General features: G+C 58.5%; 22 protein-coding genes. 5 read left to right on the plus strand and 17 right to left on the minus strand.

The genetic code is table 11. The features are described 5' to 3' along the window. Positions 1 to 466: 466 nt before the first annotated feature. The 10 genes from ROSMUCSMR3_RS07520 to ROSMUCSMR3_RS07565 form a co-directional block, all read right to left on the minus strand. Complete coding sequence (locus ROSMUCSMR3_RS07520; RefSeq protein WP_237183551.1) at positions 467 to 1,066, minus strand: ANTAR domain-containing response regulator; 600 nt, start codon at positions 1,064 to 1,066, stop codon at positions 467 to 469. Then, positions 1,059 to 2,228 carry a transporter substrate-binding domain-containing protein gene (locus tag ROSMUCSMR3_RS07525; protein WP_008281577.1) on the minus strand — a complete coding sequence of 390 codons (1,170 nt, stop codon included), beginning with the start codon at positions 2,226 to 2,228 and terminating at the stop codon, positions 1,059 to 1,061. The genes ROSMUCSMR3_RS07520 and ROSMUCSMR3_RS07525 overlap by 8 nt, the downstream gene beginning before the upstream one ends. A 16-nt stretch (positions 2,229 to 2,244) precedes the next feature. Then, entirely contained in the window at positions 2,245 to 3,372 is a 1,128-nt protein-coding gene (locus ROSMUCSMR3_RS07530) for an AAA family ATPase (RefSeq protein WP_081506920.1), read from the minus strand. A gap of 74 nt (positions 3,373 to 3,446) precedes the next feature. Beyond that, entirely contained in the window at positions 3,447 to 4,490 is a 1,044-nt protein-coding gene (locus ROSMUCSMR3_RS07535; RefSeq protein WP_008281575.1) for an aliphatic amidase, read from the minus strand. 45 nt (positions 4,491 to 4,535) lie between these two features. Further along, positions 4,536 to 5,237: an urea ABC transporter ATP-binding subunit UrtE gene (gene urtE, locus ROSMUCSMR3_RS07540; RefSeq protein WP_008281574.1), complete on the minus strand. Its 702-nt coding sequence runs from the start codon at positions 5,235 to 5,237 to the stop codon at positions 4,536 to 4,538. A gap of 2 nt (positions 5,238 to 5,239) precedes the next feature. Next, on the minus strand, positions 5,240 to 5,968 hold the full coding sequence (locus ROSMUCSMR3_RS07545) for an ABC transporter ATP-binding protein (protein WP_037297998.1): 729 nt from the start codon (positions 5,966 to 5,968) through the stop codon (positions 5,240 to 5,242). 2 nt (positions 5,969 to 5,970) lie between these two features. Beyond that, a complete protein-coding gene (urtC, locus tag ROSMUCSMR3_RS07550) occupies positions 5,971 to 7,083 on the minus strand; it encodes an urea ABC transporter permease subunit UrtC (RefSeq protein ID WP_081506921.1) in 1,113 nt (370 codons plus the stop codon). A gap of 10 nt (positions 7,084 to 7,093) precedes the next feature. Next, positions 7,094 to 7,963, minus strand: a complete 870-nt coding sequence (gene urtB / locus ROSMUCSMR3_RS07555; RefSeq protein WP_008281571.1) for an urea ABC transporter permease subunit UrtB — start codon at positions 7,961 to 7,963, stop codon at positions 7,094 to 7,096. An 85-nt stretch (positions 7,964 to 8,048) separates the two neighbouring features. Then, positions 8,049 to 9,284 carry a transporter substrate-binding domain-containing protein gene (locus tag ROSMUCSMR3_RS07560; protein ID WP_037297995.1) on the minus strand — a complete coding sequence of 412 codons (1,236 nt, stop codon included), beginning with the start codon at positions 9,282 to 9,284 and terminating at the stop codon, positions 8,049 to 8,051. A gap of 658 nt (positions 9,285 to 9,942) precedes the next feature. Then, positions 9,943 to 10,890 (minus strand): DMT family transporter, encoded by a 948-nt coding sequence (locus ROSMUCSMR3_RS07565; protein WP_037298130.1) that lies wholly within the window; start codon positions 10,888 to 10,890, stop codon positions 9,943 to 9,945. A 156-nt stretch (positions 10,891 to 11,046) separates the two neighbouring features. Here ROSMUCSMR3_RS07565 and ROSMUCSMR3_RS07570 point away from each other — a divergent pair, with 156 nt between their 5' ends. Further along, positions 11,047 to 12,189, plus strand: a complete 1,143-nt coding sequence (locus ROSMUCSMR3_RS07570) for an HPP family protein (RefSeq protein ID WP_081506922.1) — start codon at positions 11,047 to 11,049, stop codon at positions 12,187 to 12,189. Between the two features lie 224 nt (positions 12,190 to 12,413). Here the strand turns inward: ROSMUCSMR3_RS07570 and ROSMUCSMR3_RS07575 are convergent, their stop codons facing one another. The 7 genes from ROSMUCSMR3_RS07575 to ROSMUCSMR3_RS07605 form a co-directional block, all read right to left on the minus strand. Next, on the minus strand, positions 12,414 to 12,971 hold the full coding sequence (locus ROSMUCSMR3_RS07575) for a hypothetical protein (protein WP_237183552.1): 558 nt from the start codon (positions 12,969 to 12,971) through the stop codon (positions 12,414 to 12,416). Between the two features lie 20 nt (positions 12,972 to 12,991). Beyond that, on the minus strand, positions 12,992 to 13,294 hold the full coding sequence (locus ROSMUCSMR3_RS07580; protein ID WP_081506924.1) for an SH3 domain-containing protein: 303 nt from the start codon (positions 13,292 to 13,294) through the stop codon (positions 12,992 to 12,994). 87 nt (positions 13,295 to 13,381) lie between these two features. Then, positions 13,382 to 14,152 carry an SDR family NAD(P)-dependent oxidoreductase gene (locus ROSMUCSMR3_RS07585; protein ID WP_081506925.1) on the minus strand — a complete coding sequence of 257 codons (771 nt, stop codon included), beginning with the start codon at positions 14,150 to 14,152 and terminating at the stop codon, positions 13,382 to 13,384. A 4-nt stretch (positions 14,153 to 14,156) separates the two neighbouring features. Beyond that, positions 14,157 to 14,963, minus strand: a complete 807-nt coding sequence (locus ROSMUCSMR3_RS07590; RefSeq protein WP_081506926.1) for an ABC transporter permease — start codon at positions 14,961 to 14,963, stop codon at positions 14,157 to 14,159. A gap of 7 nt (positions 14,964 to 14,970) precedes the next feature. Continuing rightward, the gene (locus tag ROSMUCSMR3_RS07595; protein WP_008281562.1) at positions 14,971 to 15,828 is read right to left on the minus strand and encodes an ABC transporter permease; all 858 of its coding nucleotides are present in this window, start codon (positions 15,826 to 15,828) and stop codon (positions 14,971 to 14,973) included. A gap of 17 nt (positions 15,829 to 15,845) precedes the next feature. Continuing rightward, positions 15,846 to 17,000, minus strand: a complete 1,155-nt coding sequence (locus ROSMUCSMR3_RS07600; RefSeq protein WP_050775777.1) for an ABC transporter substrate-binding protein — start codon at positions 16,998 to 17,000, stop codon at positions 15,846 to 15,848. Between the two features lie 41 nt (positions 17,001 to 17,041). Then, entirely contained in the window at positions 17,042 to 18,226 is a 1,185-nt protein-coding gene (locus ROSMUCSMR3_RS07605; protein ID WP_081506927.1) for an ABC transporter ATP-binding protein, read from the minus strand. Positions 18,227 to 18,324: 98 nt separating this feature from the next. Between ROSMUCSMR3_RS07605 and ROSMUCSMR3_RS07610 the strand changes: the two genes are divergently transcribed. The 4 genes from ROSMUCSMR3_RS07610 to ROSMUCSMR3_RS07625 all read left to right on the plus strand — a co-directional run bounded on the left by ROSMUCSMR3_RS07610 (position 18,325) and on the right by ROSMUCSMR3_RS07625 (position 23,337). After that, positions 18,325 to 19,128 (plus strand): helix-turn-helix transcriptional regulator, encoded by an 804-nt coding sequence (locus ROSMUCSMR3_RS07610; RefSeq protein WP_237183553.1) that lies wholly within the window; start codon positions 18,325 to 18,327, stop codon positions 19,126 to 19,128. Between the two features lie 109 nt (positions 19,129 to 19,237). After that, on the plus strand, positions 19,238 to 20,338 hold the full coding sequence (locus tag ROSMUCSMR3_RS07615; RefSeq protein ID WP_081506929.1) for a mandelate racemase/muconate lactonizing enzyme family protein: 1,101 nt from the start codon (positions 19,238 to 19,240) through the stop codon (positions 20,336 to 20,338). An 81-nt stretch (positions 20,339 to 20,419) separates the two neighbouring features. Then, complete coding sequence (locus ROSMUCSMR3_RS07620; RefSeq protein ID WP_081506930.1) at positions 20,420 to 21,898, plus strand: PLP-dependent aminotransferase family protein; 1,479 nt, start codon at positions 20,420 to 20,422, stop codon at positions 21,896 to 21,898. A gap of 179 nt (positions 21,899 to 22,077) precedes the next feature. After that, the gene (locus tag ROSMUCSMR3_RS07625) at positions 22,078 to 23,337 is read left to right on the plus strand and encodes an NAD(P)/FAD-dependent oxidoreductase (protein ID WP_081508574.1); all 1,260 of its coding nucleotides are present in this window, start codon (positions 22,078 to 22,080) and stop codon (positions 23,335 to 23,337) included. Positions 23,338 to 23,348 lie beyond the last annotated feature (11 nt).

Genomic DNA, 23,348 nt, shown 5'->3' on the forward strand with positions numbered 1-23,348 from the left:
ATGCGGGGCAATCAATCTCACGCTCGCTCATTCGGTTCTTGGCCGCCGCGAGTCCTGTCTTTTCAGACAGGCATTTGAACAGCCCGCCGTTCCACGGTCAGCAGCGTTATAGAGCCGCCAATATCAAGGCGGGCAGGCCCAGCATACCTGTGCAAATGATGCCGATTGAAATTCCTAGGCCCTTGAACATTTGGTGTCTCCCACTTTGATGAATGCACCACTTGAAATTAGAGCAAAGCGCCGCAGTCCAATGCGGCAGGCTGCCGCAGCTTCCAAAAGCGCATCAAAAGCGACCTGACACATGGCTTTGAACGGACGGGGAAAACTGAGCCTTCACATGCCAAAAGAGTATCATGACGCGGCCAAGAACGCGGCTCTGCGGGCCCAGTCTTTTGCAGACTGAAACACTAGCCACCTTCGACCTAGGGGAATGATGTCGATTGGAGAGAAAGGGAGAACGACAGCTCTAGGTGTCGCCCATGTTACTCAGGATGCTCTCTGCATTGATGATGGACTGTGCAATCTCGGTGGTCGTTGTACGCTTTGCCATCGCTTGTTTGCGGATGAGATCATAGGCTTCGCGCTCGGTGATACCCCGGTGCCGCATCAGGATAAACTTGGCATCATTCACCTTCTGCACATTCTCAAGTTTTTCGCGCAGCTTCGACAGATCCTTTTCATAGCGCATTTGTTCAGATTGAAATCGCCGAGCCATCAACATGCTGCTCAGCACGCCTGCTGCGCGCACGGGTTTCATCAATACCGAATGTGCGCCAATCTCTAGGATGACATCCAACGTGGATGGGTTTTCATAGCCGACAATGGCAATCGTCGTGATCGGGCGCTCGCGCCGGTCAAGAAATGCTTTCAATTCCTGAGGTGATTGGTCCGTGACGTCTACGAAAACCATATCGAACTTGTCCGGTAGGGTCCGGGGTAGCGGCCACATATGTTCGAAACTACAGCCGATCCTGTTTACCTGCTGCAAAAGCTCATCTGCGCTACGGTCACGCGGATGCACCAAGAGAACGTTTTGATCCCGTAAGTCCTGGATCAGGTCATGCATGACGCCCGCCGCTTGTCGTTACCTTATGCGTGCGAAAGCTCCAATCATGGATCGCCGGGTAAACGAGATAGGGGTCCGGCTTGATCGCGCGACGCACCTTGAGGTCGATTTCAAACTCTCCCTCAGAGTTGACCACAGCTATCCGGGATTGCAGATAGGTGTGGTTATTGTCCGGATCGACCTTGATCTGGCCTTGGGGCGCATCGAAGGCTTCGCCCAACAAGGCCTCTCGCAGGCAATCAGTATCCATTTCCCCGGTCTCCTCTAACGCTGCCGCGAACAGATGCACCTGACTATAAGCCGCTTCGCAGCAACTGGTGACATCAATAGTGGAACCGAATTTCTGTTCATAGGCCTTCAGAAAGCGACGGTTTGCCAAGGAACTGATCGACCGGAAATAGGGGGCGGCTGTGATGTGGCCAACGGCGGCCTCAGCGCCGATAGCGCTGATTTCCCCTTCGTTCGTGGTAAGACTGGCAATCGGACAAACCCGTCCATCGCCACCCACAGCATGATAGGCACGGTAGAACTCGATGCAGGACTGACCCACGATTGTTGAGAAGATCGCATCTGGCTGCGCATCCCGGATTTCATCGAGCACAGCGCGGAACCCCTCGGCGCGCGTCTCAAGATCAAAATACCGCTCGCCAACGACTTCGCCACCACCTTGCCTTAGGACATTGCGCATCACACGATTGGATTCGTAGGGGTAGATGTAGTTGGAGCCGACAAAGAAAATCCGCTTGCCGTAAGCGCTCATCAGGTAGTTCGCTAGCGGCACACTGTTCTGGTTCGGGCAGGCCCCGCCATAGATGACATTTGGCGAATATTCAAAACCCTCATAAAGCGTGGGATAAAAGAACAGGGCATTCCGGCGCTCGACGACTGGCAAAACCTCTTTGCGCGACGACGACATGTAGCAGCCGAAAATGACGCTTACCTTGTCGTCCACGATCAGGCGTTCGGCCAACTCTCCGTATTGGGTCACAATCGAGCCGGGGTCATAGCTGACCGCCTCAAGTGGGCGTCCGCGCACACCGCCGCGCGCGTTGATCTGATCCAAGGCGAGCAACGCGCCATTCAGCTGCGACTGTTCAATGATCGAGGTGACGCCCGTCGTTGAAAAGAGCAATCCGATCTTCCAGCTTTCCTTTTGTGTCACGTATTGATGCCTTCATTCAGGAGTATTGGAACTGGACCTGGCCATCTTTATGATCTGCGAACACCAAGGTCATAGCCTGACCAGAGGCGGGTGCATCCGGGGCGGGCCCGTCAAGCAGAAAACCTGCCAATGGAAATTCTAGGTTGCGCCGGATGGCCCGGCGTAGCCCTCGCGCGCCGAACCGCTTATCATATCCCTCTACCGAAAGAAAATCCCTCAGGGTTGTGCTGATACTCAACGACAGTTCATGTTTCCTGAGCCTACGGTTCAACCTGGCCATCTCGACATCAACCAGAGCTGGCATCTTGTCGCGTGATATCCAGTTGAATGTATCAACATGATCTATCCGGTTGACAAGTTCTGGTGGGAACCGATCCAAGAGGCTGTTCATCACGATATCGTGGGCACGTTCACGCCGTGACTTGCCAGAGTTCCTGATACGCTGCCAAAGATTACCGCTGTGCTCATCCAAGGCCATCAGTTCCCGAGCCCCGAGGTTCGAGGACATGAACACAAGCGCATTTCGGAACGAGTAGGTGCGTTCGCCAGAGGCCACAGTCAAAAGCCCGTTATCAAAGACATTCATGAGGGCGAGCACGACCTCATTGCTTGCCTTTTCAAGTTCGTCAAATAGGACAAGCCCCGGCAAGTTGCGTGTGCCCTCGATTTTTTCCTGATCGAGAATGGTCGTCCCTTCTTTAGACCCCACATAACCCGGCGGAGCACCGGTAAGGGCAGCGGCGTAATGCTCTTGCGAAAGCGTATTCATGTCGATCCTGCAAAACGCATCGGCATCCCCGTAGAGCGCACGCGCCAAGGTGCGAACGGTCTCGGTTTTACCAACGCCAGTTGGCCCACAGAACAGAATTGTCGCCAAGGGTTTGCGGGGGTCTCCGATATCGGCGCGGACCACCTTGAGAATTTCCAAAAGCTGTTCGAGACTTTCGTCCTGCCCGATTATGGCCGCCCGCAACTCGGCTTCGACCTGGTCGAGGTCAAAAGTAAACCGAGTTTGCAAGCCTGCGTTTGGTGTCGGGCCCTTGGTAGACGATGCGCCAGTCATACGGGCATTCTCGTCGGCCAGTGCTGACGCAAGTTTTTGCTGGCGGGCAGTGTCGTGCAAGCGGTCCGTCAAAAAAGGCATGGCATTTCCAGAAGCTTAGAGAGGAAATGGAACGGCGCATTGAGGCGCCGTTCCCAATGAGGGCAAGAGGCCGGTCAATTCGCCTCTTTTTCCTTGGCCCCCGTTGGCAAGCCGCCGACCGGACAGCATGCCACACCCACAGTTGTGCGGGTAAAGGATTCCACCTGCTCTCGGGTTTTCTCTGCGTCGTTGACCCAGTTTCGGTAGAATTCAAACGGGCATTCGGCCACGCCCTTGTCACCATCGCCCGAGGCATGGATGCCTGTGTAGCCACGATGCAAAAGCTTGAAGAGATGGTTTTGCGACTGGTCATTGGCGCGGGCATCACGGATCTCAGGAATAGAGAGCTGTGCATACTGGATGCCCATTTCCTCTTCGCCACATTCGCCCAAGGTGCGCCCATCAAAGCCGATGATCGCCGAATGGCCAAAGTAGCAATAGACCCCGTCAAACCCCGCCGCATTAGCGACAGCGACATAGGTGTTGTTGGCCCAAGCCATGGCCTTGGCCATGATCACCTGCTGGTCCTTGGCCGGATACATATAGCCCTGGCACCGCACGATGAGTTCCGCACCTTTCATGGCGCAGTCCCGCCAGATTTCGGGATAGTTGCCATCGTCGCAGATGATAAGGCTGACCTTGAGTCCCTTGGGACCATCGCAGACATAGGTCTTGTCACCGGGATACCAGCCCTCGATCGGGTTCCAAGGCAGCACCTTGCGGTACTTCTGCACGATTTCACCCTTGTTGTTCATCAAGATCAGCGTGTTGTACGGGGTTTTCTTGGGGTGATCTTCATGGCGTTCGCCAGTGATCGAGAACACGCCCCAGGTGTTCGCCTTGCGGCAAGCCGCCGCAAAGATCTCGGTCTCCTCGCCGGGGATGGTGGCTGCGGTCTCCATCATCTCGTCGGGGTCATACATAATGCCTTGGGTGCTGTATTCCGGAAAAATCACGAGATCCATACCGGGAAGCCCCCGCTTCATGCCGACGATCATGTCCGCAATCTTGTGGGCATTTTCAAGAACCTCGGCCTTGGTATGGAGCCGGGGCATCTTGTAATTCACGACCGCCACGCCAACCGTGGTATCGCTGCTGGAGATGTCACCATGTCTCATGTCTTTTCCTTTCCTTGATGCGCTTCATTGCTGATTGCCTGACCTTCAGAAGGTCAGGTGCTTCTCCACGACAGAGTCGGTGAGATCCTTGCTGAGCCCGCTTAGAACAACGCGGCCCTTGTCGAGCACCATGAACCGGTCAGATGCTCGGCGGGCAAAGGGGACGTTCTGTTCGACCAGAATGATCCCAAGTCCGCGTTCTCTATTCAGGCGGATAATGGCGTCCTCGATCTGTTTGACGATGTTGGGCTGGATGCCTTCGGTCGGCTCGTCGAGGATGAGGATTTTGGGATCCATCGCCAAGGCCCGCGCAATGGCCAGTTGCTGCTGTTGTCCGCCCGACAGATCGCCGCCCTTGCGCCCGATAAACTCGTCGAGAATTGGGAACATCTCAAAGAGGTAGTCGGGAATTTCCCGCTTGCCGTCAGGACGGGCAAAAGTGCCCATCACGATGTTTTCCCGAACCGTAAAGTTCGGAATGATCTCGCGACCTTGCGGGATATACGCGATGCCCAGCTTTGCCCTTTGCGATGTGCTTCGGCTCAAAAGGTCCTGTTCGCCAAAAATGAGCCCGCCATCGCAACGGTCTGTTAGCCCCATGATCGACTTGAGAAGTGTCGTCTTGCCAACGCCGTTCCGCCCGAGGATTGCCAAGAACTCGCCGGGCTCCAAGTCAAACGAGACGCCCTGTATCACCGGGCTCTTGCCGTAGAAGGAATAGAGGTCCTTTGCCTGCATGGTTTCCATGATCAATGCCCCAGATATGCGGTTTTGACGTCTTCGTTGGTCTCGATCTCTTGGATCGTACCCTGCGCCAGCATGGCCCCACGGTTCATGACCACAATCCTGTCAGCGACGGTGCGCACAAAGGACATGTCATGCTCGACGACGATCAGTGTGTGACTGTCAGAGAGCACACGAAAGATTTCGGCTGTGCGCTCGGTTTCCTGAATGGTCATCCCTGCGGTGGGTTCATCCATCAGGATCAACCGACTGTCCTGCGCAATCAGCATGGCAATTTCGAGCCATTGGGTCTCGCCGTGAGACAGGTTTCCCGCAAGATCGTTTGCCTTTGCCTCCAGCCCGACACGTTCGAGGATGGGGGCCGCTGCATGCCCGTCTGACAATGCAAAACGCGTGAGAGCGTGCCAGATTCCCGGTCGACGCGACCGCGCGACTGACAGATTTTCGGCAACGGTCAGTTCCTTGTAGACGGACGGCACCTGAAACTTGCGCCCGATCCCCAGACGCGCGCGCCGGAACTCCAGCATCTGTGAGATTTCCGTACCTTCAAAACGGATCGAGCCGCCTGTGGGTTGTGTCTTGCCGCAAATCAGGTCAAGCGTTGTCGATTTGCCAGCGCCGTTTGGACCAAGAAGGCAAAGGATCTCGCCTTGGGCCACATCAAAGCTCAGCCCATCAACGGCGCGCAATCCGCCAAAATCCACTTGCAGGTTCGTTACTTGCAGTTGGCTCATCGCTATCGCTCCTGTCCAGATTTGACCGGCTGTGCGCCGCGATTTGGGGTGGAAGAGGGCGTGCGATCTTTGCGCATGCCCTGGCACAGCCCTTGCCAAAGGTCGCTGATCACCCCGTGAAGCCCACGCGGCATAAACATGACGACCAGAACAAAGATCACGCCAAGCATCAGGTTCCAGCCTTCGACGAACACGTCGGAAAGGCGCCCTTCGAGCAGGTTGACGATAATCGCGCCAATCGCCGCTGCGATGACCGAGTCCCGCCCGCCCACTGCGCACCAGATAACGATGGCCAAGCTGAACGAGACGCTCATGTAAGTGGGCGAGGCAAATTCCAGCACCAGCGTGTAGAGCATGCCAGACCAACCAGCGAGCGCGGCCGAAATACAGAAGATCACCGTCTGGTAATTGGCCACGTTATAGCCAAAGAACCGCGTACGATCTGCATCCTCACGGATGGCGCGCAGGATCAAGCCGAACTTGCTGTGCGTGAGATAGAGGCCAAACGTAACCGCCGCCATCAAGCAACCGGCAACAAGGTAGTAAAAGCCCACTCCGTAGGTATCGACCGTCCATCCCATCAGGCTGAGTGGGGCCAATCCCGTCAGGCCGTTTTGCCCGCCCGTGATCCCTTGCTGCTCGATCACGACCAGTTGAAACGCCACCAAAAAGGCCAAGGTGATGATCGCGACAAAGACGCCGGCAATTCGCGCGCGGAACATGAAGATCGCAATCAGCCCCCCCACGAATGCCGGCACCAGGAGCCCGGCCAACAGGGTAAAGCCGAGAGAGTGGAACGGAACCCAAAGCAACGGCAGTTCCGGAACATTGTTCCAGCCCATGAAATCCGGCAATGCCTCGCCGCTGGCCTTCAGCTTGAGATGCATGGCCATGGCATAAGATCCCATGCCAAAGGTTGCAGCCTGACCAAGGTTGAGCAACCCCGCGCTTCCCCAAGACAGGGCAAGGGCCAGTGAAACAATCGCCAATGCGAGATAACGGGCAAAGGTATTCAGCTCAAACCCGTCAAAGCCCATCAGCGCGGGAACACCAAGCACGATCACAAGGGCAAAGAGGACCAGTGCCGCGAGGTCATAGTATAATCTGGTTGTCATAGTGCGCTCCTCAACGGCGGGTATTGGATGGGAAGAGGCCACGCGGGCGGAACCGGATCAGGACGATAATCCCCGCAAGGACCGCGATGCGCCCCAACGTGTCATTGAACAGCATTGAGAACAGCGCCGTTGCCTCTCCGATAAGAACGGATGCGGTGGCCGCCCCCAAAAGACTGCCAAGGCCCCCGACGATGACGACAAGAAAGGCATCCACCACCAGGCCAGTGCCCATGGTAGGGATTGTGCTGAAAAGCGGGGTGATGAGTGCGCCGGCGATGCCCGCAAGCCCCGCACCATAGGCAAAGGTGAATGAGTATATATTCTTTGCCTCTATCCCGTAGCATTCAGAAATCTTGCGGTTCTGAATGACGGCGCGCAGCTTCATGCCAAACTCTGTCTTGGTCATGAGTGCCCAAGACGCGGCGAGAACGGAAAGCGAGAAAACGATCACAAACAAGCGGTAGTTTGACATGATCAGGCCGCCAATCTGAGTGTTTCCACTCAGGATCTCGGGGCCTTTGACAAAGCGCGACTCGGCGCCGACCGACAGACGCACCAGTTGTTGCAGGATAATGCCGATCCCCCAGGTCGCTAGGATCGTGTCCAGAGGGCGGTGGTAAAGGCGTTGCACGATCACCTTTTCGATGATCCAACCCACAGCGGCGACGGCGATAAAAACAAAGGGCAGCGCCACGATGATGCTAAAGCCGGCATAGCTCTGCAGGGCCCATGCCGCATAAGCACCCAGCATCACGAACTCGCCATGCGCAAGATTGATGACACCCATCGCACCATAGATGATCGCCAACCCCAGAGCGATCATGAGCAGGATCGAAGCCATGCTCAGCCCTGCGAATAACTGATTTAGTATCACGTCCATCGAGACACGCCTCTCGCTGGCCCGGCCCAAATAGAGGGGCCGGGCGATCCGTATTCTTGTTGTTGACGACGTTCGGCCTTGCGGCTCAGCCTTCTACGAGGCCCTGACCCGTGCAGCGCTGCCCCTCATAGGCGGCATAAGGCAGGGGTGCGACGCGGCTCTGGGACTGAACCACAACCTCGGCCTGACCGTTGGCTTGCCACTGACCGATCTTGGGCCAGAGATGGGTGTGCAGGTTCTCATCAATCAGCACCTCACCTTGGGGGGCGGTCAGTGCCAGACCAACCGCGGCGTCGCGGATCGCCTCTGGGGTGATGTTTGACGGGTCGAGCTTCTCTAGAGCGGCCTTGAATTGGTACACTTGAAAGTAGGCCGCTTCGCTGACGAAATGCGTCACCTGATCCCCGCCATATCGGGATTTGTATGCCTCGACAAAGCGCTCGTTTTCCGGCGTCTGAGTGCCCATGAAATAGGGCGCGGACGAGAAGTGACCGGCAGCCGCCTCTCCGCCAATGGCCTTAACCTCGACCTCAGAGCGTGTAAGGCTGATGACCGGCATCTTGGCCGGGTCCAGTTCTGCGGCATGATATTGCCGGGCAAAGGCCACATCGGAATCACCGACCACGGTGGCAAAAATCACGTCTGGTTCCTCGGCGCGGATGCGATTGATGACCGAGCTGAAATCGGAATGACCCAACGGCACATATTCTTCGTGCACCACCTCGCCGCCATGCTTTGCCAACAGGGTCTTGCAGTAATTGTTCTCTTCCTTGGGATAGACGTAATTGTTGCCGATCATGTAGAAACGCGGCCCGAAATTCTCGATCGCCCAGGGGATCAGATCGTCCTGCTGCTGGTTCGGTACAGCGCCGCCATACATGACGTTGCGCGAGCACTCGCGCCCCTCGTAGAGCGTCGGATACCAGTAAAGGTTATTGCGTTGCTCAGTCACCGGCAGAACCGCCTGCCGACTGGCCGAAGTGTAGGAGCCGAACACGCTGACGCATTTGTCGCGGATCATCAGACGACGCGCCCGGTCGGCATAGGTTGCGGGATCAGAGGCGGGATCTTCGATGATCGGACGCAGTTGCATGCCATGCACACCACCGGCGGCATTGATTTCCTCAATCGCCATCAAGGCCGCATCATGCAGCGTGCTTTCGACAACAGCCACCGCTCCGGTGAGGGAAAAAAGCAGACCCACGGGAATGTCGCTGCCCTGCGCTGCGGCGCGGCTCAGCGTCGAAAGAAGTGCCGGGGCGGAAAGCGCACTGCCCATCCCAACCGCACTGACCCCTCCTAGAAAATCACGACGTTTCATTCAGACTTCTCCTCTGTTGGAACCGAGCAGCCGTTTGATTCGGCAACGAAAAAAGGCCCTTCAACGCGGTGTGAACCGCAGTTGAAGAGCCTCTTTGCTCATATTGGCTTTTTAGACTCGCAATTGAGCCTGTAATAATCGTCAAGCAGAACGCTTATTTTTGCAAGATTATTTATTTGTTTAATATCATTCGTTTACACACAGAGTTTTCGCAAAGGTCACTTGAGTTTCTAAAAACTGCACCCGCCCGAAATCTTGATTTCAGAGGTGCAGATTGATCAGAAACACGGCAAGTTTCAGAATACTTGTCCGTTCCGATTTGAGGCGAAACATCGACAGTTAGGTCGTCACCGCAGGATAGGGTGGGATATCGCATCCGGCTCGTTTTGGGTAATCTTGCCAGAGATCCCCGGGCGTTCTGGAGGTCGCGCCCGGGGATGCGGGGGCACTCACAAACCCCTGCCGACCTAGGAAGGCTTGGTCGCTCTGGGCCCGGTTGAGGCCCTTCCATAAAGACAGAATTTGAGTAGAATTTAAAGAGATTTCACGCAAATAATGAGACAGAGAGTCTCGATTACCTTGAAAAATCTCAGGGGGAAGTACTGTGAACACAAGAGCGAGCGGCTCTCATTAAGCTCAACAAGCAATCTTATCCGCGTCAAATCGGTGGCGCGGCGCGTTCGGTCATCAATTGGCGGGCCGTGACCCGTTCGCGGTGGATCATGTAAAGGCCCGAACCGATGATGATGGCAATCCCCGTAAGGGTAAGCGCATTGGGGAAATCGCGAAACACCAGATAGCCCAGCAATGTCGCCACCGGCAGCTCTAGATATTGCAGAGGTGCCAGCGTGGCCGAAGGAGCAAGGGACAGCGCATACGTCATCATCATATGGCTCAGCGTGGCGAAAAAACCGACCCCCAGCAACCACAGCCATGCAATGCCCTCTGGCCAGACCGGATCGAGCATCTCAATCCCCGTGCCCTCGGCCAGTATCACCACCGGGAGGCAGAGCAGGCTGGCGATCAGGCCGGTGTGGAACTGCAACGTGACGGGATGCATCCGCCGTGACAGCCCGCGTGTCACCAGAATGTAGAACGCAAACCCAACCGCCGTGCCCAGCGGAAACAGCGCCACCGCGCCAAAGGCCGCGAAGCTGGGCTGGATCACCAAGAGGACGCCCACAAAGCCCACCATCGCGGCGCCCACGCGGCGCGGGCCAACATCTTCGCCCAAGTAGAACTTGCCCACCAAAAGCACGATGAACGGGGCAACGAACACAATCGCCAGCGCATCGGCCAGTGGCATCACGCGGATCGCAGCGATGAAGCAGAAGGTGGAGACAAAGAGCAGCACCGCACGAAAGAGCAGTGCCAGCCAGTGCGCGCGCGGCACCCGCAGGGACAGGCCCATGATCAAAACAAACGGCGTCATCAGCGCGCATTGCACGATAAATCGCGCGGCGGTGATCTGTCCTACTGGTACGCTGGTCGATGCCAGCTTGGCCGCCACATCGAGGAGGGGTGCTGTCACGCAAAACCCAAGCATCAGGGCGACACCCGCTAGAATGCGGTCGGTCGACGGGGAGGCGGAGGAGGTATTGGTCATGGCCATCGCATAGGGTGCTGCCCCGCGCGCGTCTATCCTTTTTGCGACGCATGGCTTAGCCTTGATGTAGAGACAGCCGGTGTGTCGCAGTGTGATTGATTGAACCTGTAACAATCTGGTGAAACTCTGCGCACATCTTTTAGGGGAGTCGCGCAGTTGCATATTCTGAGATCACTCGGCCCAGCCGTTGCCCGGGTTTCCGGCGCGGAGGCTGTGCGCGCAGGCGTTGGAGCGCTCATTGGCCTCGGACTGACCGGGCTTTTCCTTCTGTCGCCACAGATTGATCTCGATCTGGGCCTGTTTCTTGTGGCCCCCTTTGGTGCATCGGCTGTCCTTTTGTTCGCCGTGCCAAATAGCCCCCTTGCACAGCCTTGGTCCGCCATAGTCGGCAACACTGTTGGTGCTCTTGTCGGGGTGGCCGTATGCCTTGTCGTGGGGGACATCGCCCTCAGGATCGCATTGGCTGTTGGTCTTGCGATCACGGCGACAATCTTATGCCGCGCGCTGCATCCTCCGGCAGGTGCCGTGGCGATGACTGCCGCCATGTCGCCAGAGGCAATTGAACATCTGGGTTTCTGGTTTGCCCTGGCCCCTATCGCAATCGGAACAACCGCGCTTGTCGTGCTCGCGACTGGATACGCGAGACTTACCGGGCGGCATTATCCGTTCCGGCAATTCGATGATCCAAGCAACCATCGCACAGAAGATCGCAATCCTACAGAGCGGCTTGGCCTTTCAGAAGGCGAGTTGACCAGCATCCTTGAACGCTTCAGTCAATCATTCAACCTCGGTGTCGAGGATCTGGCTCGGCTCATCGGTGCGGCGGAACTTCAGGCCGCTGCGCATTCCGCAGGCCCCTTGACGGCACAGGACATCATGTCGCGCAATCTTGTCACGGCCAATCCAGACACCACGCTTGGTGAGATCGCGGATATCTTCAGAAAGCATCGATTCACGTCGCTTCCCGTCGTGGGGCCTGACACAAAATTCCTGGGCGTCATCTTTCAGATGCATCTCATCAGTCAAGCCAGAGAAGATGCGCTGCGCCTGCATCGTGGCTTTTTGCCATCCTTTAAGCGCCTTTTGGACCGTGATCGAGCAGGACCGATGACGGCAAGTGACATCATGAGCGTCGCAGTCCCGCGCGTGACGACCAATACCCCGATCGGAGCACTCCTCCCCATTATGGCAGATGGTGATACTGATGCTGTTCCCGTCATAGAGTACGGAAAAATCGTTGGCATTGTCACAAGAACAGACCTTATCGCCGCACTTGCCCGACGCGCTGCGCGGTCCTGACACATCATGCCTGGGCCTGATGCTGATCTGACGAGTCGCAAGTATGTGGTAAGACAAGAACAGCGCGGCCCCGGCTTTGCGCAAGGCCTTGATAATACGTAAATATTCCACATCGAATACGGTGGGGTGGCTTTAAGAACCCAAACTTCGCTTGATGATCGTGTTAAGTGACGATCGCTGCCCAGCCTCTCACCTTTTCGTTGGAAGCTTTCGCGATGTAGGCACTAGCCGCAGTAGCGGGATCGCACGTCGCGGCGTTGCGGCACTTCGTAGTCAGGGCCAACTGCACGCCTGTCCTCGCGCGGACGGATTATTGGCCGCGGGAAATCCGGCCGGAAGGATTGGCAGATACGCTGCTCCGTTATCTGCGCTTCTGTACCACGGCCCCGCAGGTCAACGATATGCCCTGCTTTGGTGCCCAGCCCGCGCGTCTCGAACCGCAACACCCGGCGCAGTTCAAAGACCTCAGTGTCAGGCCCCTCACCAAAAAACAACGCCTCTCCCTGCCAGTGCTTGCCACTTGCAAATCGCAGCCGGTATACGCCCGGCGGGACCAACACTCTAAAAAACGCGCCGCCGCGGATATAGGCGGCCAAGGCCTCTTTTCCGGTCTCGGCGTCAATTAAAGTGACGACATGATCACGCCCTGGCAAGGTTTTGACCTGAAGGGGGAAAACGGCAGGCAAGCCGGTCTTGTTCCACAACAGCCCAGCGGGCGGCGGTGCCACATCACCCGCGCGGGCCCCCGACACCGCAAACCCGAGGCACAGCAGCAACGCCAAGACGATGGGCAAAGCGCTTCTCATAGCTTGCGTAGATAGGCCCAAGACACATGCCCCCGCAGCCCACGCGCCCGCTCCAGTGATACTTCACACCAGCGAGTGCCGCCCGTCTGTTGACAGCTATGCACCCGCAGCACCGTGCCATTCGGTAGGCCTACGATCACGTCATAGCCAATACCGGGCCCTGCCCGCATCTTGAGCATGTCGTCGCCCTCGACGCCGTGCACCTCAAACCGGCCAAGCGAGGCGGCAGTCGCCGGGGCCGCTCCGAGGAGTGCCCCAGACAGAAGGCCGACCAGAACGATGATAAGAGCCCTGCGCATCGCACTCTCCCGTTAATTGATGCGTTCAGTTCTACCCTCTGACACCCGGAAACGAAATAGCCAGTGCAACCGCGCCGGTTCTTCGACCTAGAGCATCTCTCCGCCGTCGATCACAAGCGCCAGACCGGTCACAAAGCTGGAGCGGTCGGAGGCCAGATAAACAATCCCATGCGCGATTTCTTCGACACTGGCCCATCGCCCCATCGGGATAGACCCGGCAACGTAGGATTCGAGCGCCTTGCGCCCGCCCATCTGCGTCTCGAACCCGGCATTGAACGGCGTATCAACAAAGCCGGGGCATAGCGCGTTGAAGCGAATGTTCTCGGCCGCATAATCCACTGCCATCTGTTTGACCATCGCCACGGCGGCATGTTTGGTCGTGGCATAAGACACCATACCCCGATCATACTGACAGCCGGAATTCGAGGCCGTGACGATCACCGATCCGCCACCCTGCGCGCGCATCGGGGCAATGACCGCGCGCGACAGAACGAAATGCGCCCGCACATTGAGCGCCCAAGCAGCATCCATCTGCGCAGGTGTCACATCCTCGGCCCGCCCCGGTATCTGAATACCCGCGTGGCTGTGCAAGACGTCGATCCGTCCCCAATCCGCGACCACCTGCGCGACCATCGCAGCGCATGCCGCATCCTCTGTCACATCAAGCGCAAAGGCTGCCCCCCGTCCGCCTGCCGCTTCGATCTGCGCCAAGGTCTCTTGCGCCAGTCCGCCATCCAGATCGGTGACAATGACCACCGCCCCCTCGCGGGCCATCGCAACAGCCCCCGCCCGGCCAATCCCTGACCCCGCCGCCGTGACCAGTGCGATACGATCCTTGAGCATCCCTGCCTCCTGCATTCGGTCAGCGCCCTGCGCGCGGCGCACCGGGCCGCAACAGCACTTGCGCGATGATCAACAGTGTCAACGAGGCCACCATCACCATCGTGCCAATCGCATTGATTTCAGGCGTCACGCCCCGGCGGATCGACGAAAAAATATAGATCGGCAGGGTCGTTTCGGACCCTGCGACAAAGAAGGCCATGATGAAATCGTCAAAGCTGAAGGTGAAGGCCAACAGAAACCCCGCCAGAATAGCAGGGGCGATCTGCGGCAGCGTCACTTGCACAAAGGTCGCCACCGGACCGGCCCCCAGATCGCCAGAGGCCTCGATCTGCGCGCGATCAAAACTCTCAAGCCGCCCGCGCACCAGCAGGATCACCAAGGACATGGTGAACATGCCATGCAGCCCGATAAGCGACCCCATGCCCAAAGACAGCCTGCGGCCACTCATCGCCTCAAGCCACGGATTGATCAGATCGAACACCGTCACCAATGCGATCAGCGTGGCAATGCCGATCACGATGCCGGGGATCATCACCGCAACCTGAACCAGCGTGTCGAAAAACACCCGCAACTGCCCCCGCATGCCGGTAAGCGCCAGCGCCGCCATGGTGCCCATGACCGTCGCCAACACCGCTGACAGAAACGCCACCTTAATCGAGGTCCAAAGCGCCTCCATCACAAAGGGATTGCTCAGCGCGCGGCCATACCATTCGGTTGAGAACCCCTGCATCGAACTCGCCGACCGCCCGGCAGAAAAAGAGAACAGCGCAATGATCCCGATGGGCAGGTAGAGAAATGCAAAGACGGCAATGGCATAGGCTCTCATAACATCCTCACATCAGCCCGATATCGTCGCGGCCCGCGCCAAACCGCCGGACCGCCCGACTGTAGAGAGCGACCACGATCAGCATGATCACAATCAGCGCCACCGCCACTGCCGATCCGAAGGCCCAGTTGCGCGACTGCAAAAAGAGATCGACCAGCGCATTGCCAACAAAGAACACCTTTCCGCCACCCAGAATGGCCGGGATCAGAAATTCGCCGGTCAGCAGGATGAACACCAGCATAGAGCCTGTCAAAACGCCCGGCATCGACAGCGGCAAAGTGATCTGTAGAAAACTGCGCCACGGTGGCGTGCCCAGATCCGCCGCCGCCTCGAGCAGGCTGCGATCCAGCTTTTCCAGGGCCACGTAGATGGGAAAGACCATTAGCGGCAGATAGCCATAAACAATCCCAACCAGCACCGCAAAGGGTGTGTTGATCAGCCGGATATCGCCCAGCCCCACCGCCTCCAACAGCGCCGGGATACCATTGCCCCCAAGCAGATAAATCCACGCATAAGACCGGATCAGGATCGAGGTCCAGAACGGCACGATCACCAGAATTAGCAGCGTCGTCTTCCATCGCGCCGACACTTTCAACGCCAGATAATAGGCCAGCGGATAGGCAATGAATAACGCCGCCAGCGTGCCCAGCGGCGCCAATGTCAGGGTGTTGCGAAACGCGGCAAACCGGGCGGGCAGGTTGGCATATTGCTCCAACGTAAAGCCCGGCGCATAGCCGCCAATCGGATTTCGCTCGCCAAAGGAAAAAACGAGGACGACGGCCAAAGGGAACAAGAGCAGCACACCATACCAGATGCCCGCAGGCATCAGCAGCAGCGCGCGCGCCCGTGTCCGTGTCATGGCCATCGCCCTTGGTCCTCTGATCAGGCTGACTTGAACCGGGCCATCAATTCGGCGCGGTTGGGATCGGTCAGCGTGACCGCCGCGCCGAACTCCAGCGCATTAAGCGCCTCTGCCGCCGGGTACAGGATGGGATCATTCAGCAACTCTTCGGGCAAAAGCGCATTGGTGCGCGCATCCGCCACCGGATAGCCATGCGCCAAGGCCTCACGCGCATTGACCTCGGGCGCGAGCAGATAATCGATCAGCGCATAGGCCGCCTCGCGGTGCGGCGCGCCAACCGGAATGGCATAGTAATCCGACCAGATTTCGCCCCCCTCCTTGCCCAAGGCAAAGGCGATTTCGGGAAGGTCAGTATTGAGCTGCTTGCCATCCCCCGTCCAACACATCGTAAGCCAAGCATCGCCGTTGCGCATTGCAGGCTGATAATCCGAGGAGATCGCAAAGAGATGCGGCTTGACCTCGATCAGCAACTTTTCAGCCTCGGCCAGTTCCGCCGGATCAACCGAATTAAAGCTATAGCCGAAATAGGCCAACGCATTTCCGATGGTGGTCAGTTGATAGTCATGCACCATGACGCGCCCGTCGAACTGATCCTTGGCCCCGTCAAAAAATGTCTTCCAGCTATCGACCACGCCGCCGGTCTTGGCGGTGTTCGAGGCAATGCCGGTGGTGCCCCAGTTTTTCGGCACGGCATAGACCTTGCCATCAATCGTGCCCGCATCGGCAAAGCGCGCATCAAACGCGGCGGGGTCGTAATTGGGCAATTTCGACAGATCCAGAGGCTCGATCAAACCGGCCTCGACATAGGTGGAAATCGCATAGTTGGTTGGAACGAACACGTCCCAGCCCGAACCACCCGCCTGAATCTTGGCCAACATTTCCTCATTCGATCCAAACACATTGACCTGAGAGAAAACGCCGGTCTCGGTGGCGAAGAGGTCAAAGTTTGCCGCGTCGTGATAATTGGGCCAGGTTGCCAGAACCACGCGGTCGCCCAGATCCTGCGCCATGGCGCGCCCCGGCAGCAGGCCCGGCAACGCGCCCCCCAGAACCGCCATCGCGGTGCCAAGGCCCGTTGTGCCCAGAAACTGCCGTCGGCTGATCGAACCCTTTTCGTAGCGGCGCAGTTCTTCAATGAACTTCTTGCGCGAAATCGGTGTGTTATCCTGTGTCATCGTCTCGTTTCCCTTGTTGAACGTGGTGCAGTTGTTATCCGTCACTCGTCAGCGGCCAGAACCAATCCGGTGCCCGCCGTCCAGAGGATATGGACCTGATCGCCCACCCCCTGCCCGCCCAAGGCTCTTTCGGCCTGTCGCGGAACATTGACCTGAAGCGGGCCGATGTCGTCGGCCTGCATCAGATATTCGGTATGATCCCCCAAAAAGGTGCGGTGGGTGATCCGTGCCCGCAGCATCGCATCCCCGCCCAGGGCCTCGCCCGGCACGGCAAGGCGCAATGCCTCGGGACGCACCGCAATTTCGACATGGCGACGCGTATCGCCCGCGGTATCGGGCACGAGCACCTGCGCACCACCGGCAAGGGCGATGCGCGCCAGACCTGCATCCCGCGAGAGAACCTCGCCATTCAGGATATTCGCCTTGCCCACGAAATCCGCCACATAGCGATTGCGCGGCCGATCATAGAGATCCTGCGGCGTGCCCACCTGCGCAATCCGCCCCGCGCCCATGATGCAAATCCGGTCCGACATCGACAGCGCCTCTTCCTGATCATGGGTGACCAGCACAAAGGTGATGCCAAGGCTGCGTTGCAGATCAAGCAATTCGCGCTGCATCTCGCCGCGCAGCTTGGCATCGAGCGCCGCCATCGGCTCATCCAGCAACAAGAGCTTGGGTTCGTTGATGATCGCCCGCGCCAGCGCCACGCGCTGCTGTTGCCCGCCCGACAATTCCCACGTGCGCCGCGCGCCAAACGCATCCAGCCGCACCTTGGCCAAGGCGGCATCGACCCTCGCGGCAATCTCGGATTTCGCCAGTTTGGGCCGCACCTGCCGCAATCCGTAGCCGATATTTTGCGCCACGGTCATATGCGGGAAGAGCGCGTAGTGCTGAAACACCATGTTCACCGGGCGCGCATAGGCGGGCACACGGCTGACATCCTGACCGTCGATCCGCACCGTGCCGTCACTCGGGCTCTCGAACCCAGCCAGCATGCGCAACGCCGTCGTCTTGCCACAGCCCGAGGGGCCAAGGAACGACAGGAACTCTCCACGCCGGATACGCAGGTTGATCCGGTCCGCTGCCAGCACCGCGCCAAACCGCTTGGTGGCCCCGACGAATTCTGCGACGCAATCCTCGTCCGAGGGATGGCCCTGTGTGCTGTGCGTCCCCTGTTCCCGGCTCGCGCCCATCCTGATCCCCGCTTCGGCATTCGCATCCAGCATGCCGGTCCTCTCGTGTTGCCGCGCCCCTGCGCCTATGCCATACAATCACAAAACGGTAAGAAAATCGCGGACGGTTGTATATATCATAAAGAGCATAGATGACGACAAGAACGCAAATGTCAGATTGGTTCGAAACCAGCGCGCGCGCGGTCTCGGCGCTTGGAACGCCCGGGTTTGCCTCGGCTCTCACCACAGCGTTGCGCAGCATCGTGCCCTATGAGTTCACCGTAATCTTTGCCTATTACCATGATCACAAACCTCTTGATCTTTATGATGATTTTCCCGCGGCCAAGCGCAAGGTCATGGTAGATGACTATCAAGAGGGGCCCTATCTGCTGGATCCCTTCTATCTCAATGCCGCCGCCCCGACGTTGCCCCGTCTCGCACGGTTGCGCGATCTGGCACCGGATCGGTTCTATCAAGCAGAATATTTCCGCAATTATTACATCCAGACCGGGCTTGCCGAAGAAATAGGCTTTATCCTCAATATTGGGGATGAGGTTGGCGTAGTGATTTCCGCCATGCGCGAACACAAGGTCTTCTCTGCCCGCGAGTTCCGCGATCTTGAGGCCGCCTTTCCCTTTGTCGCGGCCATCGCCCAGAAACAGTGGGGTGGCCTGATCACCCAATTCTCGGCACGACCCGAGACAGACGGCCCCCGCCTGCCGCAACTGATTGAAGACGCGTTTCAGAGCCTTGGGCGCAACCTTTTGACCCCGCGCGAGGCAGAGGTGGTGGAATATGTGCTCAAGGGTCATTCCGCCGATGCCACCGGTCGCGCCTTGGGCATTTCACCGGGCACCGTGCGCATTCACCGCCGCAACATCTACGCGAAACTGCGGGTAAGCTCGCAAGGAGAGTTGTTTTCCAGCTTTATCGCCGCACTGTCCGAGCTGGCCTGAACGCGGGGCACATCGCAGATTGAAATGGACTGGCATTTGATCCCAGAGTGGCGCTTGTTCCAAACCGCTTTATCGGCAACGTGAACCCCAAGACCATCGGGAGAGTGACATGCGGATTGCGCGGTTAGAGACGTTTTGCAACGAATTCGTGGGTTTTGTGCGCGTGACCACGGACAGCGGCGCACAGGGCTGGGGGCAGGTGTCGACCTACAATGCCGATATCACCTGCACCATCTTTCACCGCCAGATCGCGCCGCATGCGCTTGGGACCGATGCACTCGACTTTGCCGATACTCTTGATCTGATTTATGAGCGCGAGTTGAAATATCCCGGCAGTTACCTGCGCCGCGCCATGACCGGGCTTGATACCGCGCTGTGGGACATGCGCGGCAAGTTAGAGGGCAAGCCGGTTGCAACCCTGCTTGGTGGCTCTCCGGGGCCGGTGCGCGCCTATGCCAGTTCCATGCGCCGCGACATCACCCCCGAGGATGAGGCCGAGCGTTTTTGCCGCCTGCGGGATGACAAGGGGTTTACCGCCTTCAAATGGCGCGTCGGGGCTGAGGCTGGGCGCGACCACGATGAATGGCCGGGCAGGACCGAAGCCGTGGTGCCGACCGTGTCGCGGGCTTTGGGGGACGGCATCGAAAAGCTGGTCGATGGCAATTCCTGCTATTCTCCCGCCCGCGCCATCGAGGTGGGCAAACTGCTGCAGGATAACGGCATCGGGCATTTCGAGGAACCCTGCCCCTATTGGGAATATGACCAGACCGCCGCTGTGCGGGCCGCGCTTTTGCTAGATGTTGCGGGCGGCGAGCAGGATTGCGAATATTCCAGTTGGCAGTTGATGCTGGATCGGGGCGCAGTCGATATCGTGCAACCCGATGTGATGTATATGGGTGGTATGCACCGCACCTTGCAGGTCTGCCAGATGGCTGCGCGCGCTGGCCTGCCCGTTACTCCGCATGCCGCAAATCTGTCACTGGTGACGATGTGCACCATGCATCTGTTGCGCGCCATTCCCAACGCGGGAAAATACCTCGAATTCTCGATTGAGGGGCCCGAGTATTACCCTTGGCAAGAGGGGCTATTTCTGGGTGATCCCTACCGAATTGAGGGGGGTCATGCCATTGTCACAGACGCCCCCGGCTGGGGTGTCGAGATTTGCCCGACATGGCTCGACTCTGCGACCTATCAAGTCTCCGAGAGGTAGAGACGCCCCGAGAGCGCCAATTGGCTTGCTCGCCCTCACGATTCATGTACGCTCTGCAGACCAATTGCGTCGGAGTTGCGCATGAAACAGGCCGCAGGGGCGCTTTTGTCCGCGATTCATCTCGACCGCTCGTCGCGCAAGGGCATGAGCGTGCAACTTTACATGGCGTTGCGCGATATCATCTTGTCGGGCGGTTTGCGAGCGGGCGACCGCCTGCCTGCGACGCGCACGCTGGCGCGCGAAACCGGCGTATCGCGCACCACGGTAATCGACGCCGTTGACCGGCTGGTTGCCGAGGGCATGCTGGTGTCGCAAGTGGGCTCTGGCACTTTTGTCAGCGACACACTGGAACATCAGCCCTCAGTCCCCGTGCTGACCACCGCCTTGGATACCACGGCCCAACAGCCCCGCGTGTCCTATGCCATCAACCATGCCGAAAAGAGCTATGCCCAACGCACTTGGTTGCCCCATGAGGCCCGCGCCTTTGTTACGGCGCTGCCGGCACTCGACGCTTTTCCGCTGGCGCATTGGTCGCGGCTTTCGGCGCGGCACCTGCGGGGCGCACGCGGGGCGGTGATGGGCTATGGTCAGCCAAAGGGGTATGAGCCTTTGCGCCGGGCGATCACCACCCATCTGAGCGTGCTCAAGGGGATTCAGTGTCACCACGAGCAGATTTTCATCACGTCTGGCGCACAGCATGCCTTTGCCTTGATCGGGCGGCTGTTGCTCAATCCCGGTGATCGGGTCTGGATGGAAAACCCCGGTGCCTCGGGCGCGCGCAATGCGCTCTTGTCGGAAGGGGCCGAACTGGTGCCTGTCGACGTGGATCAGGACGGATTGATCGTGGCCGACGGCTTGGCCAAGGCCCCGCATTTCCGCATGGCGTTTGTCACACCATCGCACCAACAGCCTTTGGGCCATGTCATGTCTTTGGCACGCCGGTTCGAGCTGTTGCAGGCGGCGGACGCAGCGCAGGCGGTGATCGTAGAGGATGACTATGACGGGGAATTCTACTATGGCAACGCGCCCCAACCGGCGCTGCGCAGTACGGATACCTCTGGCCGCGTGATCTATGTCGGCACCTTTTCAAAGTCGCTCTTTCCATCGCTTCGGCTGGGCTTTGTTCTTGTGCCAGAGCGGATGACCGAAGCCTTTGATCGCATGTTCCGGTTCTGGGCCAGCGGTCCGCCCACGGCAACGCAGGCAACCGTTGCTGATTTCATGGACGAGGGCCATTTTGCCACCCATATCCGGCTGATGCGGCGGCTCTACAAGGCGCGCTATGAGGCGCTGATGGAGGAAAGCCGCATCCTGCCCGACTGTATCACACTTCAGGAAACCGCCAGCGGATTCCACACGCCAGCCTATCTTGCGCCAGGAATTGACGCGCAAGCGGTCGTGGCACAGGCGGCGGAACGCGGCGTTGTTCTGGCCCCGCTTTCGAAATACTGCCTCAGCCCGATTGACCGATCCGGCCTAGTCTTCGGATTTGGCAGCGCAGCCCCCGAGGACATTCGGCGCGGGATGGAAACCCTACGGACCCTACCTGTCCTGAGGTGAAATTGGTCTGATTTTTTTGTCAAATTGGATATGAAAGAACGTCCAATTCTGCCCTAGCGTTAGACCTTGCATCTGTAGGGTGCCACATTGGCTTGCCCTGCAAACGGAGTAACGCGATGGACCGCACTTCACCCGGATCGACTCGGCACCATCCCTATTGGCATGATCAGGTTGGCCCGATGCCTGTGTTACCTGTGGATCCGCCGCGTGATGCGGATGTGCTGATCGTGGGGTCGGGCTATACCGGGCTGAGCGCGGCTATCGCTACGGCGTGTGGCGGTCGCAAAACGGTGGTGATCGACGCCGAGGCCGCAGGCTTTGGATGCAGCACCCGTAATGGCGGACAGATCAGCACCAGCGTAAAGCCATCACTGGAAAAGCTGACCGCCAAATTTGGGGCACAAAAGGCCCGCGCGCTGCGTGGCGAGGGAGAGCGGGCGCTGAAATGGATCGGTGAGTTCATCGACCAAGAGGGGATAGCCTGTGACTTCAAGCGCGTTGGCCGGTTTCACGCCGCTCACACCCCCGCGCATTACGAAATGTTGGTGCGCGACGCGGAGCAAATGCAAAAAGGCGAAGGCATCGAGAGCTTTGCCGTGCCCCGCGCCGAACAACATCGCGAGATGGGCACAGATTTCTATCACGGCGGGGTGGTGTTTACGAAACACTGCGCGCTGCATCCCGCCAAATATCATCGTGGCCTGTTGATGGCGGCACTCAACGCTGGCGTCGAGGTGGTTGCGCATTGCCCCGTTGGCAAGATTGAGAATACGGGGTCCGGTTTCCGTGTGCAGACCGCCAATGGCGAGGTGCGCGCGCGGGATGTGATCGTTGCCACCAATGGCTATACCGGCGCGTTGACCCCGTGGATGCAACGGCGGGTGATCCCAATCGGCAGCTACATCATCGCCACAGAAGAATTACCAGAGAGCCTGATCGACGAGTTGTTCCCGACCGACCGGATCGCCAGCGATACCTGCAAAGTGCTCTATTATTACCGCGCTTCACCGGATCGGCGGCGTGTCCTGTTCGGCGGCCGCGTCTCTGCGGCGGAAACCGATACGTCGGTCAGCGCGCCGCTCTTGTTTGAAAGCATGACCCGCATTTTTCCGCAATTGAAGGACTGCGCAATTTCGCATTCCTGGCATGGCACGGTGGCCTACAGCTTCGATGAATTGGCGCATACCGGCGTTCACGACGGGGTGCATTACGCCATGGGCTATTGCGGGTCTGGTGTCTCGATGGCGGGGTATTTGGGCATGCGCACCGGCCAAAAGGTGCTGGGACTCGCCGAGGGCAAGACCGCCTTTGACGACGTGCCACACCCAACCCGCCCGCTTTATACAGGCAAGCCGTGGTTTCTTCCCGCAACGGTCGCTTGGTATCGCTGGATGGACAAGAGACAGACCCGGCGGGCGATGGTCGCGGATCCATCCTGACTTTGAACTTT

Origin of the sequence: Roseovarius mucosus (assembly GCF_002080415.1) — a bacterium.
In the GTDB taxonomy this organism is placed as follows: Bacteria; Pseudomonadota; Alphaproteobacteria; order Rhodobacterales; family Rhodobacteraceae; genus Roseovarius; species Roseovarius mucosus_A.